Raw genomic sequence first — 25,417 nt, 5'->3', positions numbered from 1 at the left:
GGACGGAGCGGGGGCGCGGGGCGGGGGCTCGGGGCGGCGGCCGCGCGGGGCGCGCCCCGCGCACGCTCGACATGCGCGGCGGCACGGCACTGACAGGTGTCAGTGTGCGGGTTTCAGTGGCAGCAGAGCACTGATGCGGAATCCGCCGCCCGGACGCGGTCCCGCGTCCAGCGTGCCGCCGACCATGCCGACGCGCTCGCGCATGCCGATCAGGCCGTGGCCGCTGCCGTCGGCGCCGCCGTCCTCGTACAGCTCGTGCGGGGCGCCCTTGCCGTCGTCCTCGACGAGCAGCCCGAGGCCGTCGTCGAAGTAGACGAGCCGGACGCTCGCCCCGGCGTTCTCGCCGCCGTGCTTGCGGGTGTTGGTCAGCGCCTCCTGGACGATGCGGTACGCGGTCAGCTCGACGCCGCTGGGCAGCGGGCGCGGGGTGCCCTCCACCCGGAAGTCGACCGGCAGGCCCGCGCCGCGCACCTGCTCTATCAGCTCGTCGAGCTGTTCCACGTCCGGCTGCGGGACGTACTCACCGCTCTCCTCGGGCTCGCCGGTGCGCAGCACGCCGAGCAGCCTGCGCATCTCCGCGAGGGCCTGGCGGCCGGTGCCCGAGATGGTGGCGAGGGCCTGCTTGGCCTGGTCGGGCGCGGCGTCCAGGACGTACGCGGCGCCGTCGGCCTGCACCACCATCACGGAGACGTTGTGCGCGACGACGTCGTGCAGCTCCCGGGCGATGCGGGCGCGCTCGGCGGCGACCGCGACCTTGGACTGCGCCTCGCGCTCCTTCTCCAGGCGGTCCGCGCGCTCCTCCAGCTGGGCCAGGTAGGCGCGGCGGGTGCGGATGGAGTCGCCGAGCACCCAGGCGAGCGCGAACGGCACCACCATGAAGACCATGAACAGGAGGCTGCCCCAGACCCCCGACGAGCTCTCCGGCCAGCGCAGCTGCGAAAGCGGCGCCGCGGAGAGCCCTCCGACCAGGGCGAACCGCGAGGCCCACGGCGGGCCGTCCGCTGCCGCCGTGTAGATGATCACGAGCATCGCGAAGTTGGCCGGCCCCGGCTCCACGTCGAAGACCATCTGCAGGACGCCGATCCCGGCGGCGACCAGCAGCATCCGGTCGGTCCACCGGCGCCGCAGCGTCACCACCAGGCACAGGCCGATGATGACCGGAATCGACGCGAGGGCCGGGTCGCGGCCGTCAGCCTCCGCGACGGCCACCACGCCAAGCCCGGAGATCCCGAACAGGACGAACGCCCAGAAGGCGTCGACTCCCGTCGGGTGTCTGCGGAGAAAGTCATAGAGGCGCTGCACGTAACCCAGCGTAGGCAACCCGTCGGGCCCCTCGGGTCAACCGGAGGTCCGATCCGTACGGCCGCCTCGTACTCCCCAAGGTGGAGGCCCGCATACCCTTCTCGCTGTGACGAATGAGGCACGGGGAGCGCCGCGAGCGCCAGTCGGCGCGCCGCGCGCCTGGCGGGAAGCCATGGAGGAGGCGCTGTACGGCCCGGAGGGCTTCTACCGGCGCCCGGAGGGACCCGCGGGTCACTTCCGCACCTCCGTGCACGCCTCGCCCCTGTTCGCGGGCGCCGTGGCCCGCCTCCTGTGCCGCGTCGACGCCGCGCTCGGGCACCCCGGGGAGCTGGCGTTCGTGGACATGGGCGCGGGCCGCGGCGAGCTGACGGCGGGCGTCCTCGCGGCGCTGCCGGCGGACGTGGGGGCGCGCACGCGCGCGTACGCCGTGGAGCGCGCCGCGCGCCCCGAAGGCCTCGACCCGGTGATCGAGTGGCGCGCGGAGCCTCCGGCCGACGTGACGGGCCTGCTGTTCGCCAACGAGTGGCTCGACAACGTCCCCCTGGACGTCGCCGAGCGGGCCCCCGACGGGGCCGTGCGCCAGGTCCTCGTGCACACCGACGGCAACGAGGAACTCGGCGCTCCGGTGGCCGGGCCCGACGCCGCGTGGCTCGCGCGCTGGTGGCCGCTCGGCCCGGAGGCGGGCCTGCGCGCGGAGATCGGCCGCCCCCGGGACGAGGCGTGGGCGGCGGCCCTCGCGACCCTCACGCGCGGCCTCGCGGTCGCCGTCGACTACGCCCACACGCGCGCCGACCGGCCGCCCTTCGGCACGTTGACGGGCTTCCGCGCGGGCCGCGAGGAGCGGCCCGTCCCGGACGGCAGCCGCGACATCACGGCGCACGTCGCCCTGGACGCGTGCGCCCTGCCCGACGCCCTGCTCCTCACCCAGCGCGCCGCCCTGCGCGCCCTCGGGGTCTCCGGCGACCGCCCGCCCCTGTCCCTCGCCTCCGGCGACCCGGCCGGCTACGTACGGGCGCTGGCCCGCGCGGGCGAGGCCGCCGAGCTGACGGCGGCGGGCGGCCTCGGCGACTTCGGCTGGCTGACGCAGCCGGTCGGCATGCCCCTGGGGGGCGTACTCACGCCCTGAAGGCAGGGCCCCATGGGCCCGCTACTTGTCGATGTCACCGACGACGAAGAACAGCGACCCCAGGATCGCCACCATGTCGGCGACGAGCTGCCCCGGCAGGAGCTCCGCGAGGGCCTGGATGTTGTTGTACGAGGCGGAGCGCAGCTTCAGCCGGTACGGGGTCTTCTCGCCCTTGGACACCAGGTAGTAGCCGTTGATGCCGAGGGGATTCTCGGTCCAGGCGTACGTGTGGCCCTCGGGGGCCTTGAGCACCTTCGGGAGCCGCTGGTTGATCGGGCCCTGCGGGAGGTCGGCGACGCGGTCCAGGCAGGCGTCCGCGAGGTCCAGGGCGTTGTGGGTCTGCTCCAGGAGGCACTCGAAGCGGGCCAGGCAGTCGCCCTCCTCGCGGGTCACCACCTTCAGGACGTCGCCGAGCTCGCCGTACGCCAGATACGGCTCGTCGCGGCGCAGGTCGAAGTCCACTCCGGAGGCGCGGGCGATCGGACCGCTCACTCCGTAGGCATGCACCGCCTCTCCGGAGAGCACGCCCACACCACGGGTGCGCCCGCGGAAGATCTCGTTGCCGAGCACGAGCCGGTCGTACACGTCCATGCGCGACCGCACCGAGGCGACGGCCGCCCGCGCGCGCGTGGTCCAGCCCGCGGGCAGGTCCTCCTTGAGGCCGCCGACCCGGTTGAACATGTAGTGCATGCGCCCGCCGGAGATCTCCTCCATGACGTTCTGCAGCTCTTCGCGCTCCCGGAAGGCGTAGAAGACCGGGGTGATGCCGCCGAGCTCCAGCGGGTACGAGCCGAGGAACATCAGGTGGTTCAGGACCCGGTTCAGCTCCGCGAGGAGCGTGCGCGTCCACACCGCGCGCTCGGGCACCTCCATGCCGAGCATCCGCTCGACGGCCATGACCACGCCCAGCTCGTTCGAGAACGCCGACAGCCAGTCGTGGCGGTTGGCCAGCATCACGATCTGCCGGTAGTCGCGCGCCTCGAAGAGCTTCTCCGCGCCGCGGTGCATATAGCCGATGACCGGCTCCGCACGCTCGATCCGCTCGCCGTCGAGGACGAGCCGCAGGCGCAGCACGCCGTGCGTGGACGGGTGCTGGGGGCCGATGTTGAGCACCATGTCGGTGCTCTCCGCGGCACCGCCGATGCCGAACGTGGTCTCGGCGGGTTCCGTCGTCCGCGTGCTGGGCGTGTGCTCCGTCGTGGGGCTCATGCCCACAGTCTGTCGTACGCCCGCCGCGGTGCCACGGTCAGATCCCGTACGCCGGGCCGCCCCGCTGTCGGATCCCGTACGTACGCTTGGGTGCATGGAGACCGGGACGGGGTCGGGGCCAGGGGGAGCCACGGGGGAGCGCGACGCGCCGCCCGTGTGGACCGGGCTGCCGCGCGGAGTGCTGACCATGCGCCGGATGCTGCTCGCGGTGTGGCTGGTGCCGATCGGGGTGGCGCTCGGCGTGCTCCTCGGCCTGTTCGCCGGGCCCGGGTGGGCGGCCTTCGCGGCGCTGCCGTTCGCGCTCACGGCCTGGGGCTGGGTCCTGCTCGGGCGCAACTGGCGCTCGTGGCGGTACGCGGAGCGGGCCGACGACCTCCTCATCAGCAGGGGCGTGCTGTGGCGCCAGGAGACGATCGTGCCGTACGGCCGCATGCAGCTCGTCGAGGTCACGTCAGGCCCCGTCGAGCGGTACTTCGGCCTGGCCGGCGTCCAGCTGCACACGGCGGCGGCCGCCACGGACGCCCGCATCCCCGGCCTCGACCCCAAGGAGGCCGAGCGCCTGCGCGACCGCCTCACGGAACTCGGCGAGGCCCGATCGGCGGGGCTGTGAGCGGGGCGCGGGAGCGGGAGCAGGACGGGGCGGGGACGCCCGGCGACGTACCGGCGCAGTCGGAGACCGCAGCGGCCGGCGGCGCCGCACCCGACTCGACAGAGGTACGGGAACGGCGCCTGCACCCCGTCACACCGCTGCGCCGCGCGTGGGCGCCGGTCGCGATCCTCGTCGGCTGGGCCTTCCACGACCCGGACGGCACCCAGCGGCGCCTGTCCGAGCTGACCGCGACGACGCTCGCGCTCGGCGCCACGGCCGTGGTGGTCGGCGGTGCCCTGTACGGCTTTCTGAGCTGGTGGTTCACGCACTACGCGGTCACGGACACGGAGTTGCGCATCCGCACCGGGCTGCTGTTCCGGCGCACGGCGCACATCCGCCTCGACCGGCTCCAGGCCGTCGACATGACGCAGCCGCTCGCGGCCCGCCTCGTGGGCGTGACCAAGCTCAAACTGGACGTGGTCGGCACCGAGAAGAAGGACGAGCTGGCCTATCTCGACGAGCGGCACGCCGCCGCGCTGCGCGCCGAACTGCTCGCGCGGGCGGCCGGTTTCGCCCCGGAGACGGCCCGCGAGGTCGGCGAGGCGCCCGCGCGGAACCTGCTGCACGTGGAGCCCCGCATGCTCGCCGTGTCGCTGCTCCTGACCGGCGCGCCCTGGGCGCTCCTGGTGGCCGCGCTGGTCGTGCCGACGGTGCTGTGGCTGATCACGCACAACGCGTGGACGGTCATCGCGACGGCGCTGCCGATGCTGGGCGGCGCGTTCGCGAGCAGTGTGGGCCGGTTCATCGCGGAGTACGACTGGCGGGTGGGCGAGTCGCCGGACGGCCTGCGCATCGACCACGGGCTGCTCGACAAGGCGCACGAGACGGTGCCGCCGGGGCGCGTGCAGACGGTCCACGTGGTCGAGCCGATGCTGTGGCGGCGCCTGGACTGGGTGCGCGTGGAGCTGGACGTGGCGGGTTCGTCCAACAGCGTCCTGGTGCCGGTCGCCCCGCGGGCGCAGGCCGAGTCGGTGATCGCGCGGGTGCTGCCCGGGGCGCGGGTACCGGCGGCGAGCGAACTGTCGCGCCCGCCGAAACGGGCGGCGTGGTGCGTCCCGGTGTGGTGGCACGGCTACGGCCTCACGGTCACCGACGCCGTCTTCGCCGCCCGCCACGGCCTGCTCCGCCGCCGCCTCTCCCTGGTCCCGCACGCGAAGGTGCAGAGCGTACGGCTGTCCCAGGGCGCCTGGAAGCGCTTCAAGGACGTCGCCGACGTGAAGGTGGACACGGGCGCCAACAAGACGGTCACAGCCCGCCTCCGGGCCACACAGGAGGCCTACGAACTCCTCCACGCCCAGGCAGAACGCTCCCGAACGGGCCGCCGGGAGGCGCTGCCGGATCGGTGGATGGCGGGTGGGGCGGAGGGCTGAGCGCGGCGGGCGCGGGCGCCTCGGGGCGGAGAGCTGGGCGCGGCGGGCGCGGACGCCTCGGGGCCGGGGGCTGAGCGCGGCGCGCTCGGGCACATCGGGGCCGGGAGCACACGGGTGCGCAGGTGCCGGACGGTGTGCCGCGTCCGACCGAAACGGGTGGGCGGGTGGGAGATCGGCCGCCGCGCAGCGGCGGTCGAGGGAGGGCGCACGGCGACGCGGCGACAAGGTCGAGCAGGCCCACCGCCGCCGGACGGCGCCCCGCGTCCGACTGAAACGGGCGGCCGGCCCAAGGCGCCCCGGCCAGGGGAACGCTACGCGCGCAGTGCGGTGCGCAGCCCCTCCACGTCGATCTGCTCCGTCTCGTCGTGGGCCGTCAGGTCGATGACCTGACCGACCCCGCGCTCGGCGTCCGTCGCCGCGTCCGACGGCCTGAACTCGGCCTCGGCCTCCGCCTTGTGCACCGCGAGGGCCTCCTCGCCGACGACGTCCGCGAGGTCCTCGTTCTGCACGGCCTCCAGGGCGGCCGGAGCCACACTCTTCGCGGACGTGCTCTTCGTACCGAAGAAGTCGAAGCCGCCCTCTCCCGCGGGCCGCCGCACCCGCGCAGGCGGCACCACGGCCGCCGCGGCGGGAACCGCGAAGTGACCGGCGACCGCACGCTCGTGACCGTGCCCGTCGGCCGCCGCGGGCTTCCCCTGGCCGTCACCGCCGTCCACGTCACCGGCGGCGTCGCCGTCCTCGGCGAACTCGGCGGCGTCAGCGAACTCGGGGCCGTCAGCGGCGTCGAGCCCGCCCTCCGTCACCGCGGGCCGCGCCTCGGCCCGCGCGAGCCGGTCGAGCGCGTCGTTGGCGCGCCCGTACAGCGAGGGCGTAGGACTGGCGCCGGGCCGGACCGCTACCCGGACGCCCTCGGAAGGCTCGGAGCCCTGGGCGGAACCGACCGCGTCGACGGACTCCCCGGCCGAACCGGAGTCGACAGACTCGACGGACTCCCCCGACGAAGACGCAGACGCAGACGCAGAGGACGCAGACGAACCCGAACCCGAGTCGACGGACTCCACCTCGTCCGCAGCCCCGTCCACCTCACCGGATACGCCGACCTCACCCTCGTCCGCCCCCACCCCGGGCGGCAACGCCCGCGTCGGCGTGGACGTCTCGATGGCGAGCAGCCGCCGCCCTTCGAGGGCACTGGCCCGCTCGGTCTCCGCCGTCGCGTACCGCCGGAGCAGCGCCGCGTGCTCGTTGCGGAGCGCCGCGAGCTCGGCGCGCTTGGAGCGCAGCTTGGCCTCCAGCTTGGTGCGCAGCTCGCGCGACTCCTCGAGGTCGGACTCGGCCTCGGCTATGCGCTCGTCGTAGCGCCACTCGTCGCTCGCCCGGGCCCGGCTCAGCTCGGCGACGCGTTTGCCCGCCGACCGGTCCCACTGGCGCATGACGACCGAGCCGATGACGGCACTCGCGGCCGCGGCGGCGGCGAGGCCGCGCAACACGACTGGTTCCGCGAACATCCAGGCGCCGCCGGCGCAGACGAGGGAGAAGCCTGCGACCGCCGACGGAGGAAGCAGCCTGTGCAGTGGTGGGGAATGGCGGTGACGTCCACGTGGCATGGCCAGAAACTTACCGCGCGTAGGCGAAGTCTGGTGCCCCGCCCGCCAAATTCCCGGTACCCCCACCGCAACTCCCCACCCCGTCGTGCCACTTCCTCTTGGAAGCGTCACTCCATCTCCTCCGCGCGGATTCCGCAACCCGGCGCGCGCCGCTTCCGCATTCCGCCGCGAAGGCTCCCCGGGGATCCGGAGTTCGGCCTGGCCCGGGACCGCGCGAAGCGCGCGCCCGGGCCGTCCGGGGACCTACTTCTTGATCAGGCCCTTCGACTCCAGATACTCCTTGGCGACGTCCACTTCCTTCTGCCGCTCGGCGTCGACCTTGCGGTTGAGTTCGATGAGATCGTCGGTCGTGAGCGTCTTGGTGACCTTGGCGAGCGCCGCGGCTATCTTCTTGTCGCCCGCCTCCTTCTCGTTGACCACGGGAAGGATGTTGTCGGCGTTCTGGAGCTTCTTGTCGTCCTCCAGGATCACGAGGCCGAAGTTCTTCAGCGTCGCGTCCGTGGTCGTCGTCAGGACGAGCTGGTCCGTGCCGTTCTTCACGGCCTGCTTGGACTGGGTGGTGCCGACGCCCTTGGGGTCGATTCCGGCGACGTCGATGCCGTACTTCTTCTTCAGGCCGGGCGCGCAGAACGGCCGGGTCTCGCATTCGTCACCGGCGGCGATGCGGACCTTCTCGCCGGACTTTCCAAGATCGGAAAGCGTCTTGAGCTTGTGCTCCTCGGCGTAATCCTCGGTCACCGCGAAGGCGTTCTGGTCCACGGCCTCACCTGCGGGGAGTGCCTTCAGGCCGCGCGCCCCGGCGAGCTTCGTGAGCTGGCCGTAGGTCGCGTCGAGATCGCTGGAGGCGACCGGCTTGGCGTCCGCGCCGTTCTTCTTCAGGTTGAGGAATTCCGTGAGCGTGGCCGCGTATTCGGGCGCCACGTCGATGGTGCCCTTCTTCAGCTCGGGCTCGTAGACCTCGCGGTTCTGCACGGTCTTGACCGACGCGTCGTACCCGGCGTCGCGCAGGACGCCCGCGTACAGCTCGGCGAGCACCTTCTGCTCGGTGAACCGCGCCGAGCCCACCACGATCTTGCCCTTGCCGCCACCGTCGGACCCCTTGTCGTCCTCCAGGCTGTCGCCGCCGCACGCGGTCAGCCCCGCGGTCAGCGCCACGACGGCCGTGGCCGCCCCTGCCATCCGTCGCGCGCGACGCGTCCTGCTGTTCATCGGTGAACCACCATTTCGAGAGTTTCCACATCAAGCGTCAAGCAGGGCCCCGGCCCGAACGGGCGGAGCCGACACCGGTGGAGCCGCGCGGGCCGGAGCCGACACCGAGCGCCCCGCCCCTCACTCGCTCACACGGGACCGCCCCCGCATCGGATCGAAGACCCACCCGGCAAGGACCAGGACGCCCTCCACGGCCAGCGCGAGCAGCGCCACCAGGAAGGCGCCCGCGACGACCTGCGGGGTGTTCTGGAGGTTGAACCCGGCCGTGATGATCCGCCCGAGGCCCCCCTCCCCCGCCATCGCGGCGAGCGTCGCCGTGGCCACGACCTGCACCGCCGCCGACCGGACGCCCGTCATGACCATCGGGTACGCAAGGGGCAGTTCGACGCGGGCGAACACCTGCCCCCCGCTCATGCCCATGCCGCGCGCCGCCTCGACCACCGACCGGTCCACCTCGCGCATGCCGATGTAGGCGTTGGTGAGCAGCGGCGGCACGGCGAAGAGGACGAGCGCGATGAGCGTCGGCAGGTCCCCGTGCTCGCCGAGCGGGGTGAGCGTGAGCAGGATGAGGACGGCGAGCGTGGGCACCGCACGGCCCACGTTGGAGATGTTGACCGCGAGCGCGCCGCCCTTGCCGATGTGGCCGAGCAGCATGGCGAGCGGCAGCGCGATCAGGCAGGCCACGGCGAGGCACACGCCGCTGAAGTACAGATGCTCGGCGAGCCGGTGCCACACCCCCTTCTCGCCCTGCCAGTTGGCGGACGTGGTCAGCCAGTCGTAGGCACCGGATATCGCGTTCATACGGGCTCAGCCACCTTGGCCACGCTCTTGGCCGCGTCCGCCTTGCGCGCGAAGCGGCCCGGTCGTATTCGATGGGCTCGCGTCCAGGGCGTCAGGAGCCGCTGGAGCGCGAGGAGCAGCAGGTCGGCCGCGACGGCGAGCGCGACGCACAGCGCCGACGCCGTGAGCACCTGCGCCTTGAACTGGGTGTCGAGGCCGTCGAGGATCAGCGTGCCGAGGCCGCCGTAGTCCACGATGGCGCCGACGGTGGTGAGCGCGACCGTGGAGACCGTCGTGATCCGCACGCCCGCGAGCAACGCCGGAAGTGCGAGAGGCAATTCCACTTCCCAGAGGAGCCGCAGCGGGCCGTATCCCATCCCCTTGGCGGCTTCTCTGGCTTCTTCGGGAACCGCCTGGAGTCCCGCGAGGATGTTCCGCACGAGGATCGTCAGCGAATACAGCACGAGGCCCGTGACGACCAGGGACGCCGACAGGCCGAAGAACGGAAGCAGCAGCGAGAACATCGCCAGGGAGGGAATCGAGTACAACACGGTGGTCACGCCGAGAATCGGGGCCGCGAGGAACCGCCAGCGGCGCGCGAGCAGCGCGAGGGGCAGTGCGACCGCCACCCCGATCGCCACCGAGGAAGCCGTGATCGCCACGTGCTCCACCGTCGCGTCGATCAATTCCTGGCTGCGGGAACGGACGTACTCACCGCAGATCCAGTCGTTCGCCACCAGGCAGTCGCGCTTGCTCACCCGCCCCGCCTCCCCCGAAAGCCCGTCACCATGCCCGCCCCTGCACGTGCGGAAAGCCACATGTTCCGCTGTCTGGCGACCCTAACCCCGAGCACTGACAATCACCGAGACGCAGAGAGGCTCTTCGTGCCGGCGCAACACGGCCTTCACAGAACACGCGCCACAATGGGGAATCATGATCCGGTTCGAGAACGTGACCAAGCGGTACGCGGACGGCACGACGGCCGTCGACGACCTGTCCTTCGAGGTGGGCGAGGGTGAACTGGTCACGCTCGTCGGCCCGTCGGGCTGCGGCAAGACCACGACGATGAAAATGGTGAACCGGCTCATCGAGCCCACCGACGGGCGGATATTCCTCGACGGCGACGACATATCCGGAATCGACCCCGTGCAACTGAGGCGCCGCATCGGCTATGTCATCCAGCAGGTCGGCCTGTTCCCGCACAAGACGGTCCTGGACAACACGGCGACCGTCCCGCACCTGCTCGGCGTGAAGCGCGCGAAGGCCCGCGAGCGCGCCGCCGAACTCCTCGACCTGGTCGGCCTCGACCCCGCGACCTTCGGCGGCCGCTACCCCGAGCAGCTCTCCGGCGGCCAGCGCCAACGCGTCGGCGTGGCCCGGGCCCTCGCGGCCGACCCGCCGGTGCTCCTGATGGACGAGCCCTTCGGCGCGGTCGACCCGGTGGTGCGCGAGCACCTGCAGAACGAGTTCCTCCGCCTCCAGCAGGCCGTGCGCAAGACCGTGCTCTTCGTCACGCACGACATCGAGGAGGCCGTCCGCCTCGGCGACCGCATCGCCGTCTACGGAAGCGGCCGCATCGAGCAGTTCGACACCCCCTCGACGGTCCTCGGCGCGCCCGCGACCGAGTACGTCGCCGACTTCGTGGGCGCGGACCGGGGCCTGAAGCGGCTCTCGGTGACCCCCATCGAGGAGGGCGACCTGGAGCAGCCGCCCGTCGTGCACCTCGACGACCCGCTGCCCAAGGAGTTCGCCTCGGACGCCCGCTGGGCCGTCGTCCTGGACGGCGAGAACAACCTGCACGGCTGGCTCTCCGCGGAGCACGCGCGCGTGGGCAAGGGCACGGTGCGCGAGCACGCCCGCCGCATGGAGGCCTGGCTGCCGGTGGGCGCGAGCCTGAAGCAGGCGTTCTCGACGATGCTCCAGCACGACGCGGGCTGGATCGCGGTCATCGACGAGAAGAGCGAGGGCCGCTTCCTCGGGGTGCTCACCCCGGCCCGGCTGCACGAGGCGCTGCGCCGCTCGACGGCGGCGGACGCGCGGGACATCCCGCGCGAGGAGGTGGAGCTGGAGACGGTGGCGTCGGTGCCGGGAGCCTGACCCCCGGCACCGCACGCCGCGCGCCGGGCGTCAGCGCACGTCCGACCCTCCGGTCAGCCGTCCGCTCATCCACACCAGCGACGCCGGGATCTCGCGCCGCCAGGTGTTGAAGTTGTGGCCGCCGCTCTCCAGGGTGATCGACGACACCCGGGTCGGCGCCTTGACCTTGTCGATGAACTTCTTGGTGTCCTTGAAGTTCCCCTCGCCCTTCTTGCTGGTGGTCACGAGGAGGGAGGTCTTGGGCGGCGGCATGTGGTCGAGGTACCACATGAGGTCCGCGCGGCGCTCCAGGTCCTCGTCCCCGTGGAACAGGTTCCCGGTCGTCACGTCCTGGGCCGCCTTGTAGTACGCGGAGAGGCCGACTCCGGCGCCGTACACGTCGGGGTGGTGCATGGCCAGCTTCAGGGCGCAGTAGCCGCCCGTGGAGTCGCCGATGATGCCCCAGCTGTCGGGCTTCTTGCCGACGCGGTAGTGGTCGGTGATGGCGTCGGGCAGGTCCTTGGCGAAGAACGTCTCGGACTGCGGGCCGCCGGGGATGTCCACGCACTCGGTGTCCCGGGGCGGTGCCACCGTCGGCCGCAGCATGACCAGGATCATCGGCTGCATCTTGCCGTCCTTGACCTGCCGGTGGGCCGTCTGCGGGTAGTGCAGGCCCTTGATGAGGGCTTCCGCGGTGCCGGGGTAGCCGGTGAGGACGGCGGCCGCGGGGAAGGTGCGGTGCTTGTACTGCGGCTGGAAGTACTCCGGCGGCAGATACACGTACGCCGGGCTCGCGATCTTGGAGTTCCGGCCCTGGATGTCGATCTTCTGGATCTGTCCGCCCATGCGGGGGATGCCGCCGCCGGGTACGTCCACGGACTTGGTGTCGACCACCCGGACGGGACCCTTCTCGCCCTTCATGGCGTCGTGGTCGACGACCACGCCCTGCGCCGTCTCCTGGCCGAAGAGGTCGGCCCAGGTGGCGTAGAAGCCGAACGCCTGGTTGGCGGAGAGGCCGACCGACGCGAAGACGGCCAGCTGTGTGGCGAGCAGCAGTCCGACGCGGCCGGTGATGGCGCGCCAGCTGCGGCGTGCGAGCCGCGGCCAGAGCCAGATCGTGCCGATGAACAGCAGCACGGCCAGCGCTACCGCAAGTGCCAGCACATTATTGCTCGTCAGACCCATGGGATGATCCTGCCTGCGCTTTCTGCCTGTTCTCTTCCCGGGGGGGGGGCGGAACCGTCGGCTCCAGAGGGGCGACGTTCCTTTTCCGCCAGCTTTACACCGGTTTTCCGGCCGGGAGTGAACCCGTGTCCCCGAAGGACCGTCCTAGAGGGCGCAATATCACCGGACGCCACCTTTGGCACCGGATGGAAGCTCTCTCGCAGAACTACGGGATGCGATGTCTGTCAGGATAGATGGGGAAATGTCGGGTGCGGTTCCAGGAGGCGACGACGGCAGCGACCGGGGGCTGCGCCGGTTCTTCCGCGGCCCCCGCCCCGAAGCCGTCCCGGTCCTCGCAGCGAGAATCTGCACCCTGGTCGCGCTGCTGAACATCGCGGCCGGTGTGTTCCCCCGCTTCCGGCGCAGTCGGCTTCACACCTTCGCGGAGGTCCTGCCGGGCGCGCTCGGCCCCTTCGCGGCCGCGCTCGCGCTGAGCTGCGGCGTCCTGCTGCTCCTGCTCGCGCACGGCCTGCGGCGGCACAAGCGCCGGGCGTGGCGCGCCGCGGTGGTGCTGCTGCCCGCGGGCGCGGTGGCGCAGTTCACGTACCGGCACTCCTTCATCGGCGCGGCGATCTCGCTCGCGCTCCTCGCGCTGCTGCTGCGCCACCGCCGTGAGTTCGCCGCGCTGCCCGACCCGCGCAGCCGCTGGCGCGCCCTCGCCAACTTCGTGCTCCTCGGCGCCGGCTCCATCGCGCTCGGCCTGGTCATCGTCAGCGTCCACCCGGACAAGGTGGTCGGCGACCCGGGGATCGCGGACCGGCTCGCGCACGTCCTGTACGGCCTCTTCGGCTTCGAGGGACCCGTCGGCTACACCGGCAGGACCTCCTGGACGGTCGGCTTCTCCCTCGGCGCCCTCGGCATGCTGACCGCCCTCACCACCATCTACCTGGCCTTCCGCCCCGAGCACCCGGCGGCGCGGCTCACCCAGGACGACGAGAGCCGGCTGCGCGAGCTGCTCGCCAAGCACGGCGGCCGGGACTCGCTCGGCCACTTCGCGCTCCGCCGCGACAAGGGCGTCGTGTTCTCGCCCAGCGGCAAGGCCGCCGTCACCTACCGCGTCGTCTCCGGTGTGATGCTCGCCTCAGGCGACCCGATCGGCGACGTGGAGGCCTGGCCGGGCGCCATCGAGCGCTTCATGGACGAGGCCAAGGCGCACTCCTGGACGCCCGCCGTCATGGGCTGCTCCGAGACCGGCGGCGAGGTCTGGACCCGCGAGACGGGCCTGGACGCCCTGGAGCTCGGGGACGAGGCGGTGGTGGATGTCGCGGATTTCTCCCTGTCCGGGCGCGCGATGCGCAACGTGCGCCAGATGGTCAAGCGGATCGAGCGCAATGGCTACGAGACGCGCGTACGGCGCATCCGTGACCTCGGCGAGAAGGAGCTGGAGCGCATCCAGCGCGCCGCCGAGGACTGGCGCGGCACCGACACCGAGCGCGGCTTCTCCATGGCCCTCGGCCGCATCGGCGACCCGAACGACGGCGACTGCCTGATCGCGACGGCCCACAAGGCCGACGAGAAGCCCGGACCCTACGGCGACCTGAAGGCCGTCATCCACTTCGTGCCGTGGGGCAAGGACGGCGTGTCCCTGGAGCTGATGCGCCGCGACCGCTCGGCCGACCCGGGCATGAACGAGCTGCTCATCGTCGCCGCCCTGCAGGCCGCGCCGAAGCTCGGCATCGAGCGGATCTCCCTGAACTTCGCGATGTTCCGCGCCGCGCTCGCCCGCGGCGAGAAGCTGGGCGCGGGCCCGGTCCTGCGGGCCTGGCGCGGGCTGCTCGTGTTCCTCTCGCGCTGGTTCCAGATCGAGTCGCTGTACAAGTTCAACGCCAAGTTCCGGCCGCGCTGGGAGCCCCGCTTCGTCGTCTACCGCTCCAGCCGCGACCTGCCGCGGATCGGCTTCGCGGCGATGCAGGCCGAGGGATTCGTGACGTTCGGCCTGCCGCGCTTCCTGCGCCGTGCCATCGCGCAGCGCCGCCCCTGCCCGCACCAGACGGCCCCGACCGCCGAGCGGGAGGTACGCGCGGCATAGCCGCCGTCCGCTCGGGCCTAGGCTTGAGGCATGAGTACGTTGCGCGGGCGGGGAACGGTCGCAGGGCTGCCTCAGTGGGACCGCTGTGCGGTCATGGGGGTGGTGAACGTGACCCCCGACTCCTTCTCCGACGGCGGCCGGTGGTTCGACACCACGGCCGCCGTCAAGCACGGCATCGACCTGGTCGCCCAGGGCGCCGACCTGGTCGACGTGGGCGGTGAGTCGACCCGCCCCGGCGCCTCGCGCGTGGACGAGGACGAGGAGCTGCGGCGCGTCGTCCCCGTCGTACGGGGCCTGGCCGCCGAGGGCGTCACGGTCTCCGTGGACACCATGCGGGCACGGGTGGCCCGCGAGGCGCTCGCCGCGGGCGCGGTGCTCGTGAACGACGTCTCCGGAGGCCTCGCCGACCCGGACATGGTGCCGTCGGTCGCGGCCGCCCAGGCGCCGTTCGTGGTCATGCACTGGCGCGGCTTCCTCGCCGACATCCACGCCCGCCCCGTGTACGCGGACGTGGTCTCCGAAGTCGTCGACGAGCTCCACGCGCGCGTGGCGGCCGCCATCGACGGCGGGATCGCCCCGGAGCGCATCGTCGTCGACCCCGGACTCGGCTTCTCCAAGGACGCCGAGCACGACCTGGCGCTCCTCGCCCATCTGAACCGCCTGCACACGCTCGGCCGGCCCGTCCTGGTCGCCGCGTCCCGCAAGCGTTTCCTCGGCCGGGTCCTCGCGGGCCCCGAGGGCGCGCCGCCGCCCGCGCGGGAGCGCGACGCGGCCACGGCGGCCGTGTCCGCGATCGCCGCGCACCAGGGCGCCTGGGCGGTGCGGGTGCACGAGGTGCGGGCCACGGCGGACGCGGTGCGGGTCGCGCGTGCGGTCACCGGCGCGGCCGGGGAGGCGGGCGCTCAGTGACGCGCGCGCGGACGGATGTCGAGCAGGTCGAGCTCGCCAACACCGCCTTCTACGAAGCCTTGGAACGCGGTGACTTCGACGGCGTCTCGGACCTGTGGCTGGACGCCGCGGACCTCGCGGACGCGGAGACGTACACCGGGCCCCAGGACCCGGACGGCGACACCGGCGCGGGCACGGCGCCCGCCGGGGACCCCGACGGCCCCGGCAGGACCGCCGACCCGGACAGCGCCGACGACGGCGAAGACGGCGCGGACGCGGCGTCGGACGGGCCCGCGATCTCCTGCGTGCACCCCGGCTGGCCGGTGCTCACGGGCCGCGGCGAGGTCCTCAGGTCGTACGCCCTGATCATGGCCAACACCGAGTACATCCAGTTCTTCCTCACCGACCTGCGCGTCAGCGTGGCCGGGGACACGGCCCTGGTGACCTGCACGGAGAACATCCTCAGCGGGGGCCCGGCGCCGCAGGAGGGCGACGAGCTGGGGCCGCTCGTGGGCCAGCTCGTGGTCGCCACGAACGTGTTCCGGCGCACGGCCGACGGCTGGAAGCTGTGGTCGCACCACGCGTCACCCGTGCTTGCCGAATCCGGTGACGAAGAGGACGACGAGACACCCGCATGAGTGGTGGCGGGCTGCCGCCGAGTGGGTAGGGGCACCCGCGAACCGTCGTGGGAGGGCCGTCCGGCGGCCCCCGCGGGCGAACACTGTCGGTGCTCGCAGGTAGATTCGAATGTGGCTGGTGTGCCGACCGCACTCGGCGGAACCGGCCGATACCGACGACTGTCAGGAGTGATTCGCGTGGATCGTGTCGCGCTGCGTGGCCTGAAGGCGCGCGGGCACCACGGTGTGTACCCGCGGGAACGCGAGGAGGGCCAGACCTTCATCGTGGACCTGGTCCTCGGCCTGGACACCCGGGCGGCCGCGGCCGACGACGACCTGGCGAAGACCGTGCACTACGGCATCGTGGCGGAGGAGGTCGTGGCCGTCGTCGAGGGCGAGCCGGTGAACCTCATCGAGACGCTCTCCGAGCGCATCGCCCAGGCCTGCCTGAAGCACGACGGCGTCCTGGAGGTCGAGGTCACGGTCCACAAACCGGACGCCCCGATCACCGTCCCGTTCGACGACGTGACCGTCACCATCACCCGGAGCCGCGTATGACCCCCCACAGCGACCCCACCGTCCAGCCGGTCCCCACGTCCGTCGTGGAGCAGGTGGACGCCGCCGACACCACGCTCTCCAACCCCCAGCGCGCGGTGATCTCCCTCGGGTCGAACCTGGGCAACCGCCTGGAGACCCTCCAGGGCGCCGTCGACGCCCTGGAGGACACCCCCGGCCTGCGGGTCAAGGCGGTCTCCCCGGTGTACGAGACCGAGCCCTGGGGCGTCGAGCCCGGCTCCCAGCCGTCGTACTTCAACGCCGTGGTGGTCGTGAAGACGACGCTCCCCCCGGCCTCGCTCCTGGAGCGCGCGCACGCCGTCGAGGAGGCCTTCCACCGCGTCAGGGACGAGCGCTGGGGCCCGCGCACGATCGACGTCGACATCGTCGCGTACGCCGACGTGGTCTCCGACGACCCGGTCCTGACGCTCCCCCACCCGCGGGCGCACGAGCGGGCCTTCGTCCTCGCCCCGTGGCACGACGTCGAGCCCGAGGCACAGCTCGCGGGCCGCGGGCCGGTCGCGGAGCTGCTCGCCGGGGTCGGCCGCGAGGGCGTCGCGCCGCGCGTCGACCTGGAACTCCGGCTGCCCGAGTAATCGTTAGGTCCACAGCACGACGGCACAACAAACACGGCAAGGAACATAAGGGGCGACCGCCGGAATGAAGCAATTGCGCGTGAGGATGCTGGCCGGCCTCTTCGCCGTCGCCGGAGTGCTGTCCTGGGCGGGGGCCCGGCTCTGGGACTCCGTGGGCACGCTGCCCCGGGTGCCCCTGGCCGCGCCCATCGTCCTCGCGCTGATCGCCGTGGTGCTGCTCGCCACGGCGATCTCGCTGCGCGCCCGCCTGAAGGCCCAGCGCGAGCGGCGCCCCGGCGCGAAGGGCGTCGAGCCCCTGATGGCCGCCCGCGCGGTCGTCTTCGGCCAGGCGAGCGCCCTGGTCGCCGCCCTGGTCTGCGGGATGTACGGCGGCGTGGGCGTCTTCATGCTGGAGTTCCTGGACATCCCCGCCCGCCGGGACCAGGCGTACTACGCCGGATTCTCGGTCCTCGCGGGCATCGGCGTGATAGCGGCCGCCTTCTTCCTGGAGCGGGTCTGCAAGCTCCCGGAGGACGGAGACGACGAACACGGCGGGGCGAGCCCCGCCGTGTGACACCGGTACGGCCCGCGCCGGGCGCGGGTGCCGCGCCGGGCGCGGGTGCCGCGCCGGGCGGGCGTCGGACCGACACCCGCCCGCAGCCGCTCTAGCGCGCCATGATCAGGCTCATCGCCTCGTTGCGCGTCGCCGGGTCCCGCAGCTGCCCCCGCACCGCCGACGTGATCGTCTTCGCGCCGGGCTTGCGGACACCGCGCATGGTCATGCACATGTGCTCGCACTCCACCACGACGATGACCCCGCGCGGCTCCAGGATCTGCATCAGGGAGTCCGCGATCTGCGTGGTCAGCCGCTCCTGGACCTGCGGACGGCGGGCGTAGACGTCGACGAGCCGGGCGAGCTTCGACAGGCCGGTGATCTTGCCGTCGGAGGACGGGATGTACCCGACGTGGGCGACGCCGACGAACGGCACGAGGTGGTGTTCGCAGGAACTCATCACCTCGATGTCCTTCACCAGGACCATCTCGTCGTGTCCCAGGTCGAACGTCGTCGTCAGGACGTCCTCGGGCTCCTGCCACAGGCCCGCGAATATCTCCTTGTAGGCGCGCGCCACCCGCCCCGGAGTCTCCCGCAGGCCCTCGCGGTCCGGGTCCTCGCCGACCGCGATGAGCAGCTCCCGCACGGCGTTCTCGGCCCGCTTCTCGTCGAACTCGCCGATCGTGCCCTCGCCGTCCAGCGTCACGGGGTCGGTCATCTGTGCCTCGTTCCTGGGTCCTGTGTGCGGGCGGCCGAAAACAGCCGCGCCCCCCAGGCTAGAACCTGGGGGGCGCGGCATCCATTCCGGGCCTGGTGGAGCGCCCGGGACGGGATGTGGCTCAGCTCTCGGGGCGGTCCTCAGGGGCCACTTCGAGGGACTGGGTCTCGCTCGTGCCGGTCGCTCCGGTCGCTCCGGCGGTCACCGCGGGGGTGGCACCGTTCGCGCCGTTCGTCAGCGACAGTTCCTTCGGCGAGAGCACCGGCGGACGTGTCGACGGCGTACGCCGGGTGGAGCCCGTCCAGGCCGGACGGGCCGGGCGCTTGACGATCGGGGCGAAGATCTCAGCGATCTCCTCCTTGCCGAGCGTCTCCCGCTCCAGGAGCTGGAGGACCAGGTTGTCGAGAACGTCGCGGTTCTCGACGAGGATCTCCCAGGCCTCGTTGTGCGCGGTCTCGATGAGCTTCTTGACCTCTTCGTCGACCAGCGCCGCGACCTCTTCCGAGTAGTCCCGCTGGTGCGCCATCTCGCGCCCGAGGAACGGCTCGGTGTTGTCGCCGCCGAACTTGATCGCGCCCAGACGCTCGGTCATGCCGTACTGCGTGACCATCGCGCGAGCGGTGGCCGTGGCCTTCTCGATGTCGTTGGCGGCACCGGTGGTCGGGTCGTGGAAGACCAGCTCCTCGGCCGCGCGCCCGCCCAGCATGTACGCCAGCTGGTCGAGCATCTCGTTGCGCGTGGTCGAGTACTTGTCCTCGTCCGGCAGGACCATGGTGTAGCCGAGGGCGCGGCCGCGCGACAGAATCGTGATCTTGTGGACCGGGTCCGAGTTCGGAGAAGCCGCCGCGACCAGGGCGTGTCCGCCCTCGTGGTACGCGGTGATCTTCTTCTCCTTGTCGGACATGATCCGGGTCCGCTTCTGCGGGCCCGCCACGACGCGGTCGATGGCCTCGTCCAGCATGTGGTTGTCGATCAGCTTCTGGTTGCTGCGCGCGGTGAGCAGCGCGGCCTCGTTCAGCACGTTCGACAGGTCGGCGCCCGTGAAGCCCGGCGTACGACGGGCGACCGCGCCCAGGTCGACGTCCGGGGCGACCGGCTTGCCCTTCTGGTGAACCTTGAGGATCTCCAGACGGCCCTGCATGTCCGGGCGGTCGACGGCGATCTGCCGGTCGAAACGGCCGGGGCGCAGGAGCGCCGGGTCGAGGATGTCCGGGCGGTTCGTGGCGGCGATCAGGATGACGCCGCCCTTCACGTCGAAGCCGTCCATCTCGACGAGCAGCTGGTTGAGCGTCTGCTCGCGCTCGTCGTGGCCACCGCCGAGACCGGCACCGCGGTGTCGGCCGACGGCGTCGATCTCGTCGACGAAGACGATCGCCGGGGCGTTCGCCTTGGCCTGCTCGAACAGGTCACGCACTCGGGAGGCACCGACACCGACGAACATCTCGACGAAGTCGGAACCCGAGATCGAGTAGAACGGGACGCCCGCCTCGCCCGCGACGGCGCGCGCGAGCAGGGTCTTGCCCGTACCGGGCGGGCCGTAGAGCAGCACGCCCTTGGGAATCTTGGCGCCGACGGCCTGGAACTTCGCCGGCTCCTGGAGGAACTCCTTGATCTCGTGGAGTTCCTCGACGGCCTCGTCGGAACCCGCGACGTCGGCGAACGTCGTCTTCGGGGTGTCCTTGGTGATGAGCTTCGCCTTGGACTTGCCGAAGTTCATGACCCGGCTGCCGCCGCCCTGCATCTGATTCATCAGGAACAGGAACACGACGACGATGAGGACGAACGGGAGAAGGGACAGCAGGATGCCGACGAAGGGGTTCTGCTTCGACGGGGAGACGGTGTAACCGTCCGGAATCTGCTTGTCCTCGTATTTGGCCTGCAGCGTCTTGGCGAGCTCGACGCCCTGGTCGCCGATGTAGCTCGCCTGGATCTTGCTGCTGCCCTTGACCTTCTGGCCGTCCTTGAGCTCCACCTTGATGGTGTGATCGTCACCGGTGGTGAGCTTGGCCGACTCGACCTTGTTGTCGTCGATGGCCTGCACGACCTGGCCAGTGTCCACCGTCTTATAGCCACCGGACGAACCGACGACCTGCATCAACACGACCACGGCAAGGACGGCCAGCACAATCCACATGACTGGCCCACGGAAGTATCGCTTCACGTCCATCCACGGAGCGATGACGCTCCGTACCTCCTGCCATAGTGAGATTGATTAAGACTGTTCTTCGGACGGTACCCCAGCATTGTCACCCGAAGCCGCACGGGACGGCTGGCAATCCCGCCTTCGCATGCTCCAACGGCGGGAAGCGGCTGAGGGTTCCCGGGAAGTCAGCCGCCGTACACGTGCGGAGCCAACGTTCCGACGAACGGGAGGTTGCGGTACTTCTCGGCGTAGTCCAGGCCGTACCCGACGACGAACTCGTTCGGGATGTCGAAGCCGACCCACTCCACGTCGATCGCGACCTTCGCGGCCTCGGGCTTGCGCAGGAGCGTGCACACCTTCAGCGAGGCGGGCTCGCGCGAGCCGAGGTTGGAGAGCAGCCAGGACAGTGTCAGGCCGGAGTCGATGATGTCCTCGACGATCAGGACGTGCTTGCCCTTGATGTCGGTGTCGAGGTCCTTGAGGATGCGGACCACGCCGGAGGACTGCGTACCGGCGCCGTAGGAGGACACCGCCATCCAGTCCATCGTGAGCGGCGTGGACAGCGCGCGCGCCAGGTCCGCCATGACCATCACGGCGCCCTTGAGCACACCGACGATCAGCAGGTCCTTGCCCGCGTACTCCGCGTCGATCTTCGCGGCCAGCTCGGCCAGCTTCGCGTCGATCTCTTCCTTGGTGATGAGCACCGACTGAAGGTCGGTGCCCATGTCGTTCGCGTCCACCCGTATCACTTTCGGTCGTCCCACCGGCCGGTCGGGAAAACGCTCCCCAGTCAGCCTTGCCGGATGACCAGTCTGCCACCCTGCCGCTGTGCGACGACTTTGCCCGGGAGATTGATGGCTCCCTGGCCGCGCCAGCCGGTGATCAGCCGGTCCACCTCTTCGATGTGCCGGGCGAACAGCGCGCCGGCCGGGGCGCCCGCCTCGATGGCCGCGCGGCGCACGATGCGGCGGCGCACCGCGGGCGGCAGCGCGTACAGCTTCGCGCACTCCAGGAGGCCGCCGGCGTCCCGCACGGACGACTCGGCCTGGGCGGCCCAGGCGTCGAGGGCGTCCGCGTCGTCGCGGGAGAGCTGCGCGGTGCGCGCGAGGGCTTCCACGACGCCCTTGCCGAGCGCCTTCTCCAGGGCGGGCAGGCCTTCGTGCCGCAGCCGGGAGCGGGTGTAGGCGGGGTCGGCGTTGTGCGGGTCGTCCCAGACCGGCAGGGACTGCACCATGCAGGCCTTGCGGGCGGTCTGGCGGTCCAGGTGCAGGAACGGCCTGCGGTAGCGGCCACCGGCCCCCGAGACCGCGGCCATGCCCGACAGGGAGCGGATGCCGGAGCCGCGGGCGAGGCCGAGCAGAACTGTCTCCGCCTGGTCGTCGCGGGTGTGCCCGAGCAGGACGGCGGCGGCGTCGTGGCGCTCGGCGGCGTCGTCGAGGGCCGCGTACCTCGCGTCGCGGGCGGCGGCCTCAGGGCCGCCGTCGCGGCCGACGTGCACCACCAGGGACTCGATGGGGTCGAGGCCGAGCGCGGTCATGCGGGTGACGACCTCGGCGGCGCGCAGGTCGGAGCCGGGCTGCAGGCCGTGGTCGACGGTCACCGCGCCGGCGCGGATGCCGAGCTTGGGGGCTTCGAAGGCCAGTGCGGAGGCGAGCGCCATGGAGTCGGCGCCGCCGGAGCACGCCACGAGCACGAGCGGCGGGGGCGGCTGCTCGTGCGGGGGGCGGGGGACGGCGGAGTGCGGGGTGAGGGTGCGCCGGGTGGCTACGTCGGTCAGTACGTCGTGAAGTACGCGGCGGACCGCCAGGCGTATCGCCGCGACCGCAGGATGGGGACCCATTCCGGTTGGTTCCCTTCATGAAGTTCGGGGGGTGAGCCTCGGTTCAGTCACTCAGAGTGTGTCGATGGTGACAGAACCGAGCCGTTACCCGAGCATTGCACGCCTACCCATGGCTCACGGTCCCTCGGACGGGTGATTGCGGGGGCGTTCTCCTGCCGTCGGCCGCGTCTGTTCGCTCAGTCTGCCTTACGGTGCACCCGCGCGACCCAGTCCGCCGGTTTGGCGATCTCCGCCTTGGTGGGAAGCGTGTTCGGAGAGGTCCACACGCGGTTGAAGCCGTCCATGCCGACCTCCTCCACGACCGCCCGCACGAACCGCTCGCCGTCGCGGTACTGCCGCAGCTTGGCGTCGAGGCCGAGGAGCTTGCGCAGCGCCTGGTCGAGGCGGCTCGCGCCGCGCTGGCGGCGCTCCTTGAACTTCTCCCTGATCTCCGTCACGGACGGTACGACGTCGGGGCCGACGCCGTCCATCACGTAGTCCGCGTGCCCTTCGAGCAGGGACATCACGGCGGTCAGGCGGGCCAGGATCTCGCGCTGGGCCGGGGTCTGGACGAGCTCCACGAACGTGCGGCCGCCGTCGTCGTCCTCCGCGCCGTCCGTGCGGCCGCCCGCCAGGCTCTGCGCGGCCTCGCGGACGCGTTCGAGGACGGTCATCGGGTCGACCTCGGTCTCGCCGAGGAACGACTGGATCTCGCCCTCCAGGTGGTCGCGCAGCCACGGCACCGACGAGAACTGGGTGCGGTGCGTCTCCTCGTGCAGGCACACCCAGAGCCTGAAGTCGTGCGGGTCCACGTCCAGTTCGCGCTCCACGTGGACGATGTTCGGTGCCACCAGGAGGAGGCGGCCGCCGCCGTTGCCCGCCGCGGGCAGCTCCCTCGTCGCCGGGGCGAACGTCTCGTACTGGCCGAGGACGCGGGAGGCCAGGAACGACAGGAGCATGCCCAGCTCCACGCCCGTCACCTTGCCGCCGACCGCGCCCAGGACCGCGCCGCCCGGGCCGCTGCCCCTGCGGTCCTTCATCTTCTCCAGGAGCGGCTTCAGGACCTCCCTGAAGCCCGCCACGTTCGCCCGGACCCAGCCCGCGCGGTCCACCACGAGGACGGGGGTGTCGTGAATGTCCTCCGTGCCCATCCTCGTGAACGAACGGACGTGCGCCTCCGAGGACTTGGCGTGCCTGCGGAGTTCCGCGACGACCTCGCGGGCCTCGTCGCGGCTCACCTCCGGGCCCGGCCGCACGAGTCGCGTGGCGGTCGCCACTGCGAGATTCCAGTCGACCATCTCCGCACCACCGAGGCTCGTCATGTGTCAACGGTACGTGGTCGGCTGCGCCCGCGTACGGGGTTGGGGGCGCCGTTGTCCGGCCGGGGCGGGTCGGCCGGGCCGTGCTCACCCTCCCCCGGGCTCTCGGCTAGTCGTCCCGGCCCGCCAGGGCCGACGCCATCGCGTCCAGGGCTGATTGGGCGCCCTGGGGGTCCGTGGTGCCTGTGGTCATGAAGGCGAAGGCCAGGAGGCGGCCGTCGGGGTCCACGACGGTGCCTGCGAGGCTGTTGACGCCGGTGAGGGTGCCGGTCTTGGCTCGGACGACGCCGGTGCCCGCGGAGGCGTCGGGGTAGCGGTTGACGAGGGTGCCGGTGAAGCCGGCGACGGGCAGGCCCGTGACCGCGGAGCGCAGGTCGGGGCGGCCGGGTCCGGCCGCGTGCTTGAGGAGGGCGGCGAGGAGCCGCGCGGAGAGGCGGTCTTCGCGGTCGAGGCCGCTGCCGTCGGCGAACCTGGCGCCGTCGAGGGGCAGTCCGAGCTTGTCGAGCCGCGCCCGCACCGCCCTGGCCGCGCCGTCGAAGCTGGCGGGCTCGCCCCCGGCCACGGCGGTCTCGCGGGCGAGGGCCTCGGCGATGTCGTTGTCGCTGTGCGTCAGCATCCGCTCGACGAGGGCGGACAGGGGCTGCGACCGGGTCCGGGCCAGCTCGGCGGCCTTCTCGGGGGCCTTGCCGGACTTCGGGTCGGCCTTGAGGCCGATGCCGCGCTCGCGCAGCAGGTTGGCGAAGTTGTGCGCCGCGTCCCGCGCGGGCTCGGCGGTGCGGGCCGCGGGCCCCGACGAGGAGTCGTCCAGGCGGCCCTCGTCGGCCATCAGGGCGCTGACGGGGGCGATGTTCTCGTTGGGGCCGATGGGGTGCTGCGGCGGCCCGGAGTAGCGGGACGTGTCGTACGACAGGGAGACGTCCTGGTCGGCGCCGCGCTTCTTGAGGGCCTTCGCCGTGTCGTCGGCGAGCTCGCGCAGGCTGGCGGACTCGGCGACGTACCGGCCCTCGCCGCGGGCGGTCAGGGTCGGGTCGCCGCCGCCGACGAGGACGACGTCGCGGGAGTCGCGGCGGATGACCGTCTTCGTGGTGAGGCGGTGGTCGGGGCCGAGGGCCGAGAGCGCGGCGACCGCCGTGGCGATCTTCGTGGTGGACGCGGGCGTCAGGGCCCGGCCCGAGCTCTTGCCGTACAGGCGCTTGCCCGTGGCCACGTCCACGACCACGCCGGACCGCTCGCGGCCGAGCTTCTTGTCGTCCATCAGGGGGCGCAGGACGTCCGCGAGCCGCCTGCCGCCGGTGTCGGGTGCCTTGCGGGCGCTGCGGCCGAGTCCGGCGATCCCTGCGAGCACCGAGGGCGCGCTCGGGGCCGCGTTCGGGGCGCCGCCACCGGCCCCACCGGCGTGATCTGCGCCACCCCCGGCTTCCCGGGAAGCCGCCAGGTCCCGCTCGGCCGTACGCTGGCCGGAGGAGTCCCAGGGGCCGGCCGCGGCGATCGCCACGGCCGCGACGACGAGGCCGACGGCGGCCGAGACGGCCGTGAGCTGCCAGGTCCTGAGTTTCGCGGGAGGCTTGACGGCAAGCCGCCCCAGAAGCTGCAGCAGCTGACGAAGCTGCTGCCCAGGCTTGCGCTCGTCCACGACGACCTGCCCCTTTCGC

General features: G+C 72.1%; 23 protein-coding genes. 10 read left to right on the top strand and 13 right to left on the bottom strand.

The window, feature by feature from the left end; translation table 11 throughout:
• Positions 1-99: 99 nt before the first annotated feature.
• On the bottom strand, positions 100-1,302 hold the full coding sequence (locus AB6L24_RS27040) for a sensor histidine kinase (RefSeq protein ID WP_405659377.1): 1,203 nt from the start codon (positions 1,300-1,302) through the stop codon (positions 100-102).
• 172 nt (positions 1,303-1,474) lie between these two features.
• On the opposite strand from AB6L24_RS27040, the gene AB6L24_RS27035 reads away from it, so the two are divergent.
• Complete coding sequence (locus AB6L24_RS27035; RefSeq protein WP_405663357.1) at positions 1,475-2,428, top strand: SAM-dependent methyltransferase; 954 nt, start codon at positions 1,475-1,477, stop codon at positions 2,426-2,428.
• Positions 2,429-2,449: 21 nt separating this feature from the next.
• Here AB6L24_RS27035 and AB6L24_RS27030 read toward each other — a convergent pair whose 3' ends face one another.
• Positions 2,450-3,637, bottom strand: a complete 1,188-nt coding sequence (locus AB6L24_RS27030) for an NADH-quinone oxidoreductase subunit D (RefSeq protein WP_405659374.1) — start codon at positions 3,635-3,637, stop codon at positions 2,450-2,452.
• 94 nt (positions 3,638-3,731) lie between these two features.
• On the opposite strand from AB6L24_RS27030, the gene AB6L24_RS27025 reads away from it, so the two are divergent.
• Both AB6L24_RS27025 and AB6L24_RS27020 read left to right on the top strand, forming a co-directional pair.
• Positions 3,732-4,247, top strand: coding sequence for a PH domain-containing protein (locus AB6L24_RS27025; protein ID WP_405659371.1), 516 nt, complete (start codon positions 3,732-3,734; stop codon positions 4,245-4,247).
• On the top strand, positions 4,244-5,656 hold the full coding sequence (locus AB6L24_RS27020; protein ID WP_405659369.1) for a PH domain-containing protein: 1,413 nt from the start codon (positions 4,244-4,246) through the stop codon (positions 5,654-5,656). Before AB6L24_RS27025 ends, AB6L24_RS27020 begins: the two co-directional genes overlap by 4 nt.
• A gap of 311 nt (positions 5,657-5,967) precedes the next feature.
• Here the strand turns inward: AB6L24_RS27020 and AB6L24_RS27015 are convergent, their stop codons facing one another.
• The 4 genes from AB6L24_RS27015 to AB6L24_RS27000 form a co-directional block, all read right to left on the bottom strand.
• Positions 5,968-7,260 (bottom strand): hypothetical protein, encoded by a 1,293-nt coding sequence (locus AB6L24_RS27015; RefSeq protein WP_405659366.1) that lies wholly within the window; start codon positions 7,258-7,260, stop codon positions 5,968-5,970.
• A gap of 243 nt (positions 7,261-7,503) precedes the next feature.
• Entirely contained in the window at positions 7,504-8,469 is a 966-nt protein-coding gene (locus AB6L24_RS27010; RefSeq protein WP_405659363.1) for an ABC transporter substrate-binding protein, read from the bottom strand.
• A gap of 120 nt (positions 8,470-8,589) precedes the next feature.
• Positions 8,590-9,270, bottom strand: coding sequence for an ABC transporter permease (locus tag AB6L24_RS27005; RefSeq protein WP_087885282.1), 681 nt, complete (start codon positions 9,268-9,270; stop codon positions 8,590-8,592).
• Complete coding sequence (locus tag AB6L24_RS27000; protein ID WP_405659360.1) at positions 9,267-10,007, bottom strand: ABC transporter permease; 741 nt, start codon at positions 10,005-10,007, stop codon at positions 9,267-9,269. The genes AB6L24_RS27005 and AB6L24_RS27000 overlap by 4 nt, the downstream gene beginning before the upstream one ends.
• A gap of 175 nt (positions 10,008-10,182) precedes the next feature.
• Here AB6L24_RS27000 and AB6L24_RS26995 point away from each other — a divergent pair, with 175 nt between their 5' ends.
• Positions 10,183-11,346, top strand: a complete 1,164-nt coding sequence (locus tag AB6L24_RS26995; RefSeq protein ID WP_405659358.1) for an ABC transporter ATP-binding protein — start codon at positions 10,183-10,185, stop codon at positions 11,344-11,346.
• 30 nt (positions 11,347-11,376) lie between these two features.
• On the opposite strand, the gene AB6L24_RS26990 is transcribed toward AB6L24_RS26995, so the two are convergent.
• The gene (locus AB6L24_RS26990) at positions 11,377-12,510 is read right to left on the bottom strand and encodes an alpha/beta hydrolase (RefSeq protein WP_405659356.1); all 1,134 of its coding nucleotides are present in this window, start codon (positions 12,508-12,510) and stop codon (positions 11,377-11,379) included.
• Between the two features lie 241 nt (positions 12,511-12,751).
• Here AB6L24_RS26990 and AB6L24_RS26985 point away from each other — a divergent pair, with 241 nt between their 5' ends.
• The 6 genes from AB6L24_RS26985 to AB6L24_RS26960 all read left to right on the top strand — a co-directional run bounded on the left by AB6L24_RS26985 (position 12,752) and on the right by AB6L24_RS26960 (position 17,787).
• On the top strand, positions 12,752-14,578 hold the full coding sequence (locus AB6L24_RS26985) for a phosphatidylglycerol lysyltransferase domain-containing protein (RefSeq protein ID WP_405659353.1): 1,827 nt from the start codon (positions 12,752-12,754) through the stop codon (positions 14,576-14,578).
• 30 nt (positions 14,579-14,608) lie between these two features.
• Positions 14,609-15,487 carry a dihydropteroate synthase gene (folP, locus tag AB6L24_RS26980; RefSeq protein ID WP_087885278.1) on the top strand — a complete coding sequence of 293 codons (879 nt, stop codon included), beginning with the start codon at positions 14,609-14,611 and terminating at the stop codon, positions 15,485-15,487.
• On the top strand, positions 15,484-16,104 hold the full coding sequence (locus tag AB6L24_RS26975) for a nuclear transport factor 2 family protein (RefSeq protein WP_405659351.1): 621 nt from the start codon (positions 15,484-15,486) through the stop codon (positions 16,102-16,104). Before folP ends, AB6L24_RS26975 begins: the two co-directional genes overlap by 4 nt.
• Before the next feature lie 177 nt (positions 16,105-16,281).
• Entirely contained in the window at positions 16,282-16,641 is a 360-nt protein-coding gene (gene folB, locus AB6L24_RS26970) for a dihydroneopterin aldolase (protein WP_030361050.1), read from the top strand.
• Positions 16,638-17,234 carry a 2-amino-4-hydroxy-6-hydroxymethyldihydropteridine diphosphokinase gene (folK, locus tag AB6L24_RS26965; RefSeq protein ID WP_030361051.1) on the top strand — a complete coding sequence of 199 codons (597 nt, stop codon included), beginning with the start codon at positions 16,638-16,640 and terminating at the stop codon, positions 17,232-17,234. The genes folB and folK overlap by 4 nt, the downstream gene beginning before the upstream one ends.
• 64 nt (positions 17,235-17,298) lie before the next feature.
• Entirely contained in the window at positions 17,299-17,787 is a 489-nt protein-coding gene (locus AB6L24_RS26960; RefSeq protein WP_405659348.1) for a DUF3180 domain-containing protein, read from the top strand.
• A 91-nt stretch (positions 17,788-17,878) separates the two neighbouring features.
• Here the strand turns inward: AB6L24_RS26960 and folE are convergent, their stop codons facing one another.
• The 6 genes from folE to dacB form a co-directional block, all read right to left on the bottom strand.
• On the bottom strand, positions 17,879-18,484 hold the full coding sequence (gene folE, locus AB6L24_RS26955) for a GTP cyclohydrolase I FolE (RefSeq protein ID WP_030361053.1): 606 nt from the start codon (positions 18,482-18,484) through the stop codon (positions 17,879-17,881).
• A 121-nt stretch (positions 18,485-18,605) separates the two neighbouring features.
• Complete coding sequence (gene ftsH, locus AB6L24_RS26950) at positions 18,606-20,651, bottom strand: ATP-dependent zinc metalloprotease FtsH (protein ID WP_405659346.1); 2,046 nt, start codon at positions 20,649-20,651, stop codon at positions 18,606-18,608.
• Positions 20,652-20,812: 161 nt separating this feature from the next.
• Complete coding sequence (hpt, locus tag AB6L24_RS26945) at positions 20,813-21,352, bottom strand: hypoxanthine phosphoribosyltransferase (protein WP_030361055.1); 540 nt, start codon at positions 21,350-21,352, stop codon at positions 20,813-20,815.
• A gap of 65 nt (positions 21,353-21,417) precedes the next feature.
• Complete coding sequence (tilS, locus tag AB6L24_RS26940) at positions 21,418-22,467, bottom strand: tRNA lysidine(34) synthetase TilS (protein ID WP_405659344.1); 1,050 nt, start codon at positions 22,465-22,467, stop codon at positions 21,418-21,420.
• Between the two features lie 176 nt (positions 22,468-22,643).
• Positions 22,644-23,768 carry a zinc-dependent metalloprotease gene (locus AB6L24_RS26935; RefSeq protein WP_405659342.1) on the bottom strand — a complete coding sequence of 375 codons (1,125 nt, stop codon included), beginning with the start codon at positions 23,766-23,768 and terminating at the stop codon, positions 22,644-22,646.
• A 106-nt stretch (positions 23,769-23,874) separates the two neighbouring features.
• The gene (gene dacB, locus AB6L24_RS26930; protein WP_405659340.1) at positions 23,875-25,398 is read right to left on the bottom strand and encodes a D-alanyl-D-alanine carboxypeptidase/D-alanyl-D-alanine-endopeptidase; all 1,524 of its coding nucleotides are present in this window, start codon (positions 25,396-25,398) and stop codon (positions 23,875-23,877) included.
• Positions 25,399-25,417: the final 19 nt, after the last annotated feature.

Source organism: Streptomyces sp. RK9 (genome assembly GCF_045070545.1).
GTDB classification, from domain to species: Bacteria; Actinomycetota; Actinomycetes; order Streptomycetales; family Streptomycetaceae; genus Streptomyces; species Streptomyces alboflavus.
Note: the sequence above shows the minus strand (reverse complement) of the source record. Positions and strands in the feature narration are given on the sequence as shown.

Excerpts from the sequence above, each read along its gene's own strand:
- folP (WP_087885278.1), top strand. The coding sequence starts at position 14,609 with ATGAGTACGTTGCGCGGGCGGGGAACGGTCGCAGGGCTGCCTCAGTGG.
- AB6L24_RS27005 (WP_087885282.1), bottom strand. The coding sequence starts at position 9,270 with ATGAACGCGATATCCGGTGCCTACGACTGGCTGACCACGTCCGCCAAC.
- hpt (WP_030361055.1), bottom strand. The coding sequence starts at position 21,352 with ATGGGCACCGACCTTCAGTCGGTGCTCATCACCAAGGAAGAGATCGAC.
- AB6L24_RS27010 (WP_405659363.1), bottom strand. The coding sequence starts at position 8,469 with ATGAACAGCAGGACGCGTCGCGCGCGACGGATGGCAGGGGCGGCCACG.
- AB6L24_RS26995 (WP_405659358.1), top strand. The coding sequence starts at position 10,183 with ATGATCCGGTTCGAGAACGTGACCAAGCGGTACGCGGACGGCACGACG.
- tilS (WP_405659344.1), bottom strand. The coding sequence starts at position 22,467 with ATGGGTCCCCATCCTGCGGTCGCGGCGATACGCCTGGCGGTCCGCCGC.
- folE (WP_030361053.1), bottom strand. The coding sequence starts at position 18,484 with ATGACCGACCCCGTGACGCTGGACGGCGAGGGCACGATCGGCGAGTTC.
- AB6L24_RS26935 (WP_405659342.1), bottom strand. The coding sequence starts at position 23,768 with ATGACGAGCCTCGGTGGTGCGGAGATGGTCGACTGGAATCTCGCAGTG.
- AB6L24_RS26985 (WP_405659353.1), top strand. The coding sequence starts at position 12,752 with ATGTCGGGTGCGGTTCCAGGAGGCGACGACGGCAGCGACCGGGGGCTG.
- AB6L24_RS27025 (WP_405659371.1), top strand. The coding sequence starts at position 3,732 with ATGGAGACCGGGACGGGGTCGGGGCCAGGGGGAGCCACGGGGGAGCGC.
- AB6L24_RS27030 (WP_405659374.1), bottom strand. The coding sequence starts at position 3,637 with ATGAGCCCCACGACGGAGCACACGCCCAGCACGCGGACGACGGAACCC.
- ftsH (WP_405659346.1), bottom strand. The coding sequence starts at position 20,651 with ATGGACGTGAAGCGATACTTCCGTGGGCCAGTCATGTGGATTGTGCTG.
- AB6L24_RS26960 (WP_405659348.1), top strand. The coding sequence starts at position 17,299 with ATGAAGCAATTGCGCGTGAGGATGCTGGCCGGCCTCTTCGCCGTCGCC.
- AB6L24_RS27015 (WP_405659366.1), bottom strand. The coding sequence starts at position 7,260 with ATGCCACGTGGACGTCACCGCCATTCCCCACCACTGCACAGGCTGCTT.
- AB6L24_RS27035 (WP_405663357.1), top strand. The coding sequence starts at position 1,475 with ATGGAGGAGGCGCTGTACGGCCCGGAGGGCTTCTACCGGCGCCCGGAG.
- AB6L24_RS26990 (WP_405659356.1), bottom strand. The coding sequence starts at position 12,510 with ATGGGTCTGACGAGCAATAATGTGCTGGCACTTGCGGTAGCGCTGGCC.
- folK (WP_030361051.1), top strand. The coding sequence starts at position 16,638 with ATGACCCCCCACAGCGACCCCACCGTCCAGCCGGTCCCCACGTCCGTC.